8 protein-coding genes are annotated in these 8,978 nt (G+C 71.6%); all 8 read right to left on the minus strand.

Going from position 1 to position 8,978, the window contains the following annotated elements; translation table 11 throughout:
- Positions 1-5: 5 nt before the first annotated feature.
- From Q0599_RS06550 to Q0599_RS06585, 8 genes are read right to left on the minus strand one after another with little or no spacing between them, the layout of a single operon-like run.
- Entirely contained in the window at positions 6-1,103 is a 1,098-nt protein-coding gene (locus Q0599_RS06550; protein WP_298827355.1) for an FAD-dependent oxidoreductase, read from the minus strand.
- Complete coding sequence (locus Q0599_RS06555; protein ID WP_298827358.1) at positions 1,100-1,819, minus strand: DUF3047 domain-containing protein; 720 nt, start codon at positions 1,817-1,819, stop codon at positions 1,100-1,102. The genes Q0599_RS06550 and Q0599_RS06555 overlap by 4 nt, the downstream gene beginning before the upstream one ends.
- A 19-nt stretch (positions 1,820-1,838) precedes the next feature.
- Positions 1,839-2,639 carry a DUF547 domain-containing protein gene (locus Q0599_RS06560; RefSeq protein ID WP_298827361.1) on the minus strand — a complete coding sequence of 267 codons (801 nt, stop codon included), beginning with the start codon at positions 2,637-2,639 and terminating at the stop codon, positions 1,839-1,841.
- Positions 2,636-4,786, minus strand: a complete 2,151-nt coding sequence (locus tag Q0599_RS06565) for an FAD-dependent oxidoreductase (protein ID WP_298827364.1) — start codon at positions 4,784-4,786, stop codon at positions 2,636-2,638. Before Q0599_RS06565 ends, Q0599_RS06560 begins: the two co-directional genes overlap by 4 nt.
- A gap of 25 nt (positions 4,787-4,811) precedes the next feature.
- Positions 4,812-5,420: a CDP-alcohol phosphatidyltransferase family protein gene (locus Q0599_RS06570; protein WP_298827367.1), complete on the minus strand. Its 609-nt coding sequence runs from the start codon at positions 5,418-5,420 to the stop codon at positions 4,812-4,814.
- Positions 5,413-6,060, minus strand: coding sequence for an ATP-binding cassette domain-containing protein (locus Q0599_RS06575; protein WP_298827369.1), 648 nt, complete (start codon positions 6,058-6,060; stop codon positions 5,413-5,415). Before Q0599_RS06575 ends, Q0599_RS06570 begins: the two co-directional genes overlap by 8 nt.
- On the minus strand, positions 6,060-7,703 hold the full coding sequence (locus tag Q0599_RS06580) for an ABC transporter permease subunit (RefSeq protein WP_298827373.1): 1,644 nt from the start codon (positions 7,701-7,703) through the stop codon (positions 6,060-6,062). The genes Q0599_RS06575 and Q0599_RS06580 overlap by 1 nt, the downstream gene beginning before the upstream one ends.
- A 55-nt stretch (positions 7,704-7,758) precedes the next feature.
- Entirely contained in the window at positions 7,759-8,961 is a 1,203-nt protein-coding gene (locus Q0599_RS06585) for an ABC transporter substrate-binding protein (RefSeq protein WP_298827376.1), read from the minus strand.
- Positions 8,962-8,978: the final 17 nt, after the last annotated feature.

The following is an 8,978-nucleotide window of genomic DNA, read 5'->3' on the forward strand; positions in this document are numbered from 1 at the left end:
GCCGCTCAGGCAGAGCCGCCATGGGCGTTGATGAACTCGCGGTCGATGCGATCCTTCCAGCGCCACACCCAGCGGCCCTCGGCCGACCAGCCACCCCAGCTGGCGATGGCGTATTTCTCGCCGCAGGCCAACAGGTTGAGCGCGCGCGCTTGCGGCCGCCAGGGCTCGAGCTGGCCGCCGGCGAGGCAGCGGCGCAGGTTCAGCGCCAGCGGTGCACCGGCGCGCACGGCGTAGACGCCGCTCTTCGGGTGCGGTGCGTCCAGGCGCGTCGACACGTCGCCGGCGGCGAACACCTCGGGGTGCGAGGTGCTTTGCAGCGTCGGCCCGGTGGTGACGAAGCCGAACTCGTCCAGCGCGAGGCCGGTGTCGCGCAGCCAGGACGGCGCGCAGGCGGGCAGCGCGATGACGGCGGCATCGCAGGCCACGCGCGTGCCGCTGCCGAGCACGGCCTGCGTCGCCGTCAGCTCGGCACAGACATCTTCCAGCACCGTCACGTTGCGGCGCTTCAGCGCATGCAGCGCACGCCGCTGCACCGCCGTCGGATGGCTGGGCAGCGGCGGACCGCCGCCGGTGACCAGACTGACGTGCGAACGATCGCCCAGGCGGTGGTGCATGGACAGCGCCAGTTCCACCCCCGCCGCCCCGCCGCCCACCACCACCACGCACAGGGCGCGCTGCGCAGCCAGCGCGAGCATGCGCTCCCACAAGGTCGCAAACGCTTCGATCGGACGCACGAACAGGCCATGCTCGCGGGCGCCGGCAATGGCGTCGCGGTCCTGCGTGGCGCCGGTGTCCAGGCTGAGCACGTCGTAGGACAGCGTGCGGCCATCACCGAGCGTCACGCGGCGCGCAGCCAGGTCGATGGCGGTCGCGCTGGCCTGCAAGAGGCGCACGCCGGCCCTCTCGGCCATCGGCGCGAGCGGCACGCCGCACTGCTCGAGCGTGTAGTGGCCGGCGACGAAGCCCGGCACCATGCCCGAGTAGGTGAGCCGCGGCCAGGGCGTGACCAGCGTGACCTCGGCCGCCGGCAGTGGCTCGGCGGCGAGGGCGCGCATCACCTGCAGGTGCGCGTGGCCGCCGCCGAGAAGCAGCAGCTTCCTCATCGGTCCAGCACCAGGTCGGCAACGGCGGCGAGGCCGTGGCCTCGCGTGTTGTCGGCATCGGCGCCGACGGCCACGCCAACCACCGGCGGCACCTGTTCCGCCTCGTCGCCGAACAGGCGCAGGAAGTCGGCACCGACGTCGCGCCGTTCGCTCGCCCAGCGGCCGGCCCCGCCGCTTTGCAGCACGAGGTAGCGCACGCGCCGGCTGTAGGGGTTGTCCAGCGCCGTGCCGGCAGGCAGCAGCCGGTCCCAGACGTAGCAGACGGTCGCCGAAGGAAGCTCTTCGCCGCTTCGCGAACGCGCCAGGCGCAGCAGTTGCCGCTCGACGAAGGGGACATCGGCCAGCGGCAGCTCGAAGAACATGCACACCTTGACGGCGTTGTCATCGCCCTCCTTGCGGCGCAGGTTCGACTGCGCGACGAAGCGCTCCACTCGCCAGCGCCACGACAGCATCAGGGCGAACGCGTCCGTGCGCAGGCGGTGCACCAGGTTCCCGTAGGAGCCGTCGGCCTCGATGCGCAGCGCGCGCTGCCCACCGAGCTCGGCGATGCCAAAGCGCGTCGCCGGCAGGCGCTGCTTCGGCAATCGCCCATCCTCCCAGCTTGAGGAAAGCTCGCCGTCCGCGCCGATCAGCGGCTGCAGCAGCGTCGCGCGCGCCGGCACGACGGCGAGGGCGGCAAGCAGCGTGGCGGCTGCGAGAGGCGGACGGAAGGACAAGTCGGAAGGTTCGGGACGCTCAGCGCCCCAGCGCGTTGAGAGACCAATCGTAATCGAGGTGCACGACCGGCAGGCTTCGCGCGCGCAGCGCGGTCTGCGTCTGCGCGTCGTCGCTGAGCTGGCCCGCGTAGCTGGCGAACACGTCCTCCAGCTTGTGCCAGCCGCGCCATCCCTGCTCGAAGTCTTCGCGGAACCACTTGAAGATCGCGCTGACCTCGAGCCGGCCCTCGCGCACGCGATTGCGCGTGCGGTCGGCCAGGAAGCGGCGCATGCCGTCCTCGAGCTGCGCCTCCAGCGTCGCAGCGGTGAAGGCCTCCGAGCGCAGCGCCGGGCAGCCGATCGAGGCGCAGTTCACGGCGGCGTGCACGCGCGGCTCGGCGTAGAGCGGACGCAGCTGCTCGTGCTCGATCCAGTCGAGGTGGCGCTCCTGCCCGAGCAGGCGGAAGAACTTCTTCTTCCACGGCGACTGGATGAAGGAGCCCAGGTCCTTGATCGACTTCAGGTCCGGGTACCTGGTGAGGATCAGCTCGACGGTGAACGCGTTGTAGGCGTTGACCAGGAAGGCCATGCGCTGCGTCTTCGTCCAGCCGTCGAACTCGGCCTGGGGCACGGCCGACAGCGTCGTCAGCACCTGATGCAGCGCCGCCCGGTCGGCCTGCAGGCCGGCGTAGTCGACGCGGCTGCCCTTCTGATCGGGCAGCCACCGCACGTGCTTCTTCAGCAGCGCATCCCACGCCGCGTAGCCGTGGTCGAACTGGGCCTGCGCCGCACCACCGAACAGCGCCAGCAGCAGGATCAGCCCTCGCAGCAGGGTCTTCATGCGCGCCTCCAGGCGTGGTATCTCGCCACCCATTCGAGCAGTCTGGTGGGCTGGTGGTTGCGTTTCCATTCGCCGGCGGCGTACTTGTTGGCCTCGGCCATCGTTGGGTAGGTGTGAATGGTGCCGAGGATCTTGTTCAGCCCCAGGCCGTGGCGCATGGCCAGCACGTATTCGGCAAGCAGGTCGCCGGCATGGGCGCCAACGATGGTCACGCCGAGGATGCGGTCCTTGCCCGGCACGGTGAGCACCTTGACGAAGCCGTGCGCGGCGCTGTCGGCGATGGCACGGTCGAGGTCGTCGAGGCCGTAGGTCGTGACCTCGAAGGCCACGCCCTTCTCCTTCGCCTCCTGCTCGTTGAGGCCGACGCGCGCCACTTCCGGGTCGACGAAAGTGGTCCAGGGGATCACCGAGTAGTCGGCCTTGAACCTCCGGAAGCTGCCGAACAGCGCGTTCACCGAGGCGTACCAGGCCTGGTGTGCGGCGGTGTGCGTGAACTGGAACGGTCCGGCCACGTCGCCGGCGGCAAGGATGTTGGGGTAGATCGTCTCGAGGTACTCGTTGGTCTCGATGGTGCGGCCGGTGGGGATACCGAGTTCCTCCAGCCCGTAGCCCTTCAGCCGGGCCACCCGGCCGACGGCGCACAGCAGCCGGTCGAACTCGATGCGCTGCTCCCCACCGCCCGACTCGACGACGATGAAGCGGCGATCTCCGTCGCGTTCGCAGCGCAGCGCCTTGTGACCGGTCAGCACCGTCACGCCGTCGTCCTGCAGCGCCTGTCGCACGAGTGCGGACACGTCCTCGTCCTCGCGGATCATGAGGCGCGGCGCCATTTCGATCTGCGTCACCCGTGAACCGAGCCGCGCGAAGGCCTGCGCCAGCTCGCAGCCGATCGGCCCGCCGCCGAGCACGACCAGTCGCGCAGGAAGGTCGCGCAAGCCCCACAGCGTGTCGCTGGTGAGAAAGCCGACCTCGTCCAGCCCCGGCAGTGGCGGCACGAAGGGCGTCGCGCCAGTGGCGATCACGATGCTGCGCGCGGTCAGCGTCCGGCTGTGGCCCTCGCCGAGGTCGATCTCCACCGTCCACGGGTTGACGATCGTCGCGCGGCCCTGCACCACGTCGACGCCCAGGCCGCTGTAGCGCTCGACCGAGTCGTGCGGCTCGACCTCGCGCACGACCGCGGCCACGCGCTCCATCACCTGAGCGAAGTCCACCGTCGCGACGGCGCCGGCGATGCCGTACTTGCGCGACTCGCGCATCTGCTGCAGCAGCTTCGCCGTCTTGATCAGCGCCTTGCTCGGCACGCAGCCGTAGTTGAGGCAGTCGCCGCCCATCTTGTGGCCCTCGACCAGCGTGACCTTGGCCTTCACCACCGCGGCGATGTAGCTCGTCACCAGACCCGCCGCGCCGGCGCCGATGACGACGAGGTTGCGGTCGAAGGACTTCGGCTTCACGCTCGCCCAGCGCGCGTACACCTTGCGCGCCCTGATGCCGTCGACGATCTTCTTCGCGATCAGCGGGAACACGCCGAGCAGCACGAAGGACCCGAGCAGCGCGGGCGAGAGGATGCCCTGCAGCGAGTCGATCTTCGCCAACTGCGTGCCGGCGTTCACGTAGACCAGCGTGCCGGCGAGCATGCCGATCTGGCTGACCCAGTAGAAGGTCCAGGCCTTCATGGTCGTCAGCCCCATCAGCAGGTTGATGACGAAGAAGGGGAACAGCGGCACGAGCCGCAGCGTGAAGAGGTAGAAGCCGCCCTCCTTGGCGATGCCGCGGTCGATGTCGGTCAGGCGCGCGCCGAAGCGCGAGCGCACGCCGTCGCGCAGCACGTAGCGCGAGGCGAGGAAGGCCAGCGTCGCACCCATGCTGGAGGCGAAGGAAACCACCACCGTGCCGACGACGAGGCCGAAGATCGCCCCGCCGGCCAGCGTCATGATCGCCGCGCCGGGCAGCGACAGCGCCGTCACCGCGACGTACAGCGCGAAATAGGCGCCGATCAGCAGCGCCGGCCGGCTGTCGTAGAGCGCGGCGAAGTCAGCCTGCCGCTGCTTGACGAATTCCAGGCTGAGGAACCGACCGAGGTCGAAGGCGAAGTAGGCCGCGACCAGCGCGAGCACGACGGCGATGACGAGGAGCTTGCGGCGGTCCATGCGTGTCCTTCTTCTTCGGGTCCGTTCAGGGCGGCAGTCCGCGCCAGCCGGCGGCGAGTCGCGTGGCGATGGTCAGCCCGCACAGCACCGCGAAGCCGTAGGCGAAAGCCGCGAAGTGCTGCGGCCACAGACACATCAGCGCGAAGCAGGCGATCGTCTCGGTGGCTTCGGTCAGTCCGCCCAGATAGTAGAAGCCCTTGGTCGGATAGGCCACGCTTTTCTGACCGCGCTGTGCCGCCAGCGCCGCGTAGGCGAGGAAGGTCGAGCCGGTGCCGACGAAGGCGGCGAGCAGTACCGCGGCGCCCAATGCGTTGGCGCGCGGATCCGCCAGCGCGAAGGCAAGCGGGATGGCGGCATAGAAGAGGAAGTCCAGCGTGATGTCGAGGAAGGCGCCGCGATCGGTGGGCGTGGTGCGCCGCGCGAGCGCCCCGTCGAGTCCGTCGAGCGCGCGGCTGGCCAGCAGCAGCGCGAGGCCGGCGAGGAACTGCTGCGCCACGATCGCCACCGCGGCGGCCACGCCGAGCACGAAGCCCGCCCAGGTCACCTGGTCCGCGTGCACGCCGAGGCGCTGCAGGCCACTCGCGCCGGCATTCATCGCCGGACGCAGCCAGCGGATCGCGTAGCGGTCAAGCATCGCCGGACTCGCGGGCGTCGTCGTCGAGCAGGATCACGCGCGCGCCGGCCGGCACGTCGTGCGCATCGTGCGTCACCAGCACGGCCGGGATGCGCTGCGCACGCAGGCGCTCGAACACGAAGCCGCGGAATCGCTCGCGCAAGGCCATGTCCAGCCGCGAGAAAGGCTCGTCGAGCAGCAGCGCCTGCGGCTGGGCGAGCAGCGCGCGCAACACGGACACGCGCGAGCGCTGCCCGCCCGACAGCGAGTGCGGCGCTCGCGGCCCGTAGCCGGCCAGGCCGGCGCCGGCCAGCGCCGCCTCGGCGCGCGCGCGGCGTTCGGCGGCAGGCCCGGCGGGCAGCGCGAAGAGCAGGTTCTCCATCACCGTCAGGTGCGGGAACAGCAGGTCGTCCTGGAACAGGATGCCGACGCGGCGCTGCGCTGTCGGCAGCGCGTCGATGTCGCGGCCGTCCAGTCGCACGCGGCCCTGCGCCGTGAGCCCCGGCGCCAGCGTGCCGCACAGGTACGCCAGCAGAGAGGACTTGCCCGAACCACTCTCGCCCATTACCACCAGCACCTCGCCGGGCGCGACGCGGGCCGACAGCGCGCGGATCAGCGTGCGCTGGGGCGTGGCCACGCCGACGTCGATCAGCTCGAGCATCAGGGCGCCTCCGTGCCGAGCCGGCGCGCCTGCCGCCGCGCGACCCACCAGGCCGCACCGAAGGCCAGCGCCGGCAGCAGCGCCTGCAGCAGCGCGTAGGCGGCCAGCAGCGTGCGCTGGCCGCCCGAGGCGAGCGTGAGCGCCTCGGTGGTGACGGTGGCGTGGCGCCCTGCGCCGACGAACTGCGTGCTGAGGTACTGCGCCACGCTGACGGCGAAGCCCACCGCCGCCGCCGAGGCCATTGGCGCGAGCAGCATCGGCCACTTGATGCGCCACAGCAGGGCGGCACGCGAGCGGCCCAGCGCCCGCGCCGTCAGCTCGTAGCGCGCGTCGAAACCGCGGTAGGCCGGCGCCAGCGCCACCAGCGCATAGGGCGCGCAGAACAGGCTGTGCGCGATCCACAGGCCGGCAAGGCGGCCGTCCAGACGCAGCCCCAGCATCAGCTGGTACAGGCCGCTGACCAGCAGCACGCCCGGCACCAGCATGGTGGCGAAGACCAGCGGCGCGGCGCGGCGGTCCCAGCCGGCCGGCGCGGTTTCCATCCACGCGATGGCGAGCGCCAGGCCGGTGAAGGAGGCAGCGATGCCAATCAGCGCGGTATTGCCCAGCGTGGGCAGGCTGCGAAACACCATGGCCCAGGCGTCGCTCGACACGGTCTGCGGCACCAGCGACGGGAAGCTCCATACGCTGGCCACCGAGACGAACGCGAGCAGCGCCAGCACGCCGACATAGAGCACCGCGCCGCTGCCGGCGAGCGGGCGCATCAGCCCGGCCAGCGGTGCGTGGACGGGACGGTCGCCGCGCAACTGGCGCGCGCGCAGCCACGGGCGCAGCGTGCGAGCGGCGGCCACCGCCAGCAAGGCCCCGGCCGCCACCACCAGGGCGATCAGCAGGGCCGCCGCCGCGCCCTTCGCGTTGGTCGCGGCGTCGGCGTCGAGCAGCCATTGCCAGGCCAGTTGCGCCAGCGTCGGCGGGCGCGTCGGCCCGAGCACCAGCGCCATGTCGACCACGCTGGCGCCATAGGCCCACACCGCCAGCAGCGGCAGCGCCAGGCGCGGCAGCAGCTGGGGCCAGAGCACGCGCCACCAGACGCTCGGTGACGCATAGCCCATCGCCTGGCCAGCCTGCAGCTGCTGGCGCAGCTGCATGGCCTGCGCCACCGGGCGCAACTGCGCGGCGACGTTCCACAGCAGGAACGGCACCTCCTTGAGCACCAGGCCGAGGATCAGGGCGAGGCCGAACGGATCGTGCACCGTGGCGAGATCGGGCGGCGAGTCCCAGCCGGCCAGTGGCGCCACCACGCGCATCAGCAGTCCGCTGGGCACGAGCAGCAGCGCGAGGCCGACCGCGAAGGCGGCGTGCGGCACGGCGAGCAAGGCGCCGAGCGCCCGTTCGATGCGCGCCCAGGCGGCGCTGCCGTGCAGGTGGGTGACGAGGGCGAGGGTCAGCGCCAGCGACGCTGCAGTGGCCACCGCGCCGACCCACACCGAGAGTGCGAGCGCCGGCGGCAGTGCCGGGTCATCGAACAGCTGCGCCCAGCCCGCTGCGTCGGCGGCGCCCTGCAGGGCCAGCCCCAGCGAGATCACCAGCGGCAGCGCGAACAGCCCGGCCGGCCACCACCATCCCCGGGCGGCGGACTTCATGACGCCCTCCGGGCCCCGCGAGGGCGCGAACGCCGGCGCAGCGGCGGTGCGGCGCTCACTGCCCGTAGCGACGCGCCCATTCGCGCTCGATCACCTCGACCCAGCTCGCGTGGGGCTCGGGAAGCACCGGCGCGGACTGCAGCACCGCGCCGGGCGCTGTGCCATGAGCGAACAGCGCGCGCTCGTCGGCGGAGAGCTTGTCCTGCGCGAGCACCGTCGGATCGCCCCAGTGGCGGATGTCGGCCTTGCGCGACTGCGCCAGCGGCGACTGCAGGAAGTTGATCACCACCTGCGCGCCCTCCTTCGCCCGCGCGTTGAACGGGATGGCGAGGAAGTGCGTGTTGCCGATCGTGCCGCCGCGATGCTGCCAGCTCACCACGCTGTCGGGCAGCCGCCGGGCAGCGATCTCGTTGGCTGCCTCGTTGGGATTGAAGGTCAGCGTGATGTAGAGCTCGCCATCGGCGAGCATCTGCCGCATCGCCGCGTTGTTCGCCGGGAACTGCCGGCCCTGGCGCCACAGCAGCGGGTGCAGGGTGTCGAGCGTGCGCCACAGCGGCGCGAGCAGTGCCGCCGTGTCGGCCGGCGCGCGCGCCTGGAAAGGCTGAGGGTCGGCGGCAGCCTCCAGCAGCACCTGCTTGAGGAAAGTGGTGCCGTGGAAATTGGGCGGCTTGGGGTAGGTGAAGCGGCCGGGATGGCGCTGTGCGAAGCCGATCAGTTCGCCCAGGCTCTGCGGCGGCTGCGGCACGCGCTTGCCGTCGCCATAGAAGGTGAACTGCGCCATGCCCCAGGCGGCTTCGTAACCTTCGACCGGCTCGGAGAAGTCGATGCGCGTGGTCGGCTTGCCGATCACATCGACCAGCGCGAAGTTCGGCAGCGCCTCCGCGAACGGTCCGAACAGCAGGCCCTCGCGCTTCATGGCGAGGAAGTTCTCGCCATTGATCCAGCCCATGTCGGCGCTGCCGTCCCGGGTGCGGCCGGCCTGCTTCTCGGCCCGCACGCGCTTGACCAGTTCGGCGGTATCGCCGAGCTTCACATGCTCGAGCTTCACGCCGAAGCGCGTGTCCACCTCGCCAGCCGCCCACTGCAGGTAGGCGTTGACGCGCTCGCTGCCGGCCCAGGCATTGAAGTAGACCGTCTGCCCGCGCGCGGCGCGCTCGAGGCGCGCCCAGGCTGCCGGGTCGGCCGCCGCGGCGGCAGGCAGCCAGGGTGCGAGGGCCGTGGCGGCGAGCAGGCGGCGGCGGGAGATCGGCTGAGGCATCGGCTGGAGACGGTCGT

It is taken from the genome of uncultured Piscinibacter sp. (genome assembly GCF_937952055.1).
In the GTDB taxonomy this organism is placed as follows: Bacteria; Pseudomonadota; Gammaproteobacteria; order Burkholderiales; family Burkholderiaceae_C; genus Piscinibacter.

Bases quoted from the DNA above. Each gene is read 5' to 3' on its own strand.
- Q0599_RS06585 (WP_298827376.1), bottom strand. From the start codon at position 8,961: ATGCCTCAGCCGATCTCCCGCCGCCGCCTGCTCGCCGCCACGGCCCTC.
- Q0599_RS06575 (WP_298827369.1), bottom strand. From the start codon at position 6,060: ATGCTCGAGCTGATCGACGTCGGCGTGGCCACGCCCCAGCGCACGCTG.
- Q0599_RS06565 (WP_298827364.1), bottom strand. From the start codon at position 4,786: ATGGACCGCCGCAAGCTCCTCGTCATCGCCGTCGTGCTCGCGCTGGTC.
- Q0599_RS06570 (WP_298827367.1), bottom strand. From the start codon at position 5,420: ATGCTTGACCGCTACGCGATCCGCTGGCTGCGTCCGGCGATGAATGCC.
- Q0599_RS06580 (WP_298827373.1), bottom strand. From the start codon at position 7,703: ATGAAGTCCGCCGCCCGGGGATGGTGGTGGCCGGCCGGGCTGTTCGCG.
- Q0599_RS06550 (WP_298827355.1), bottom strand. From the start codon at position 1,103: ATGAGGAAGCTGCTGCTTCTCGGCGGCGGCCACGCGCACCTGCAGGTG.
- Q0599_RS06560 (WP_298827361.1), bottom strand. From the start codon at position 2,639: ATGAAGACCCTGCTGCGAGGGCTGATCCTGCTGCTGGCGCTGTTCGGT.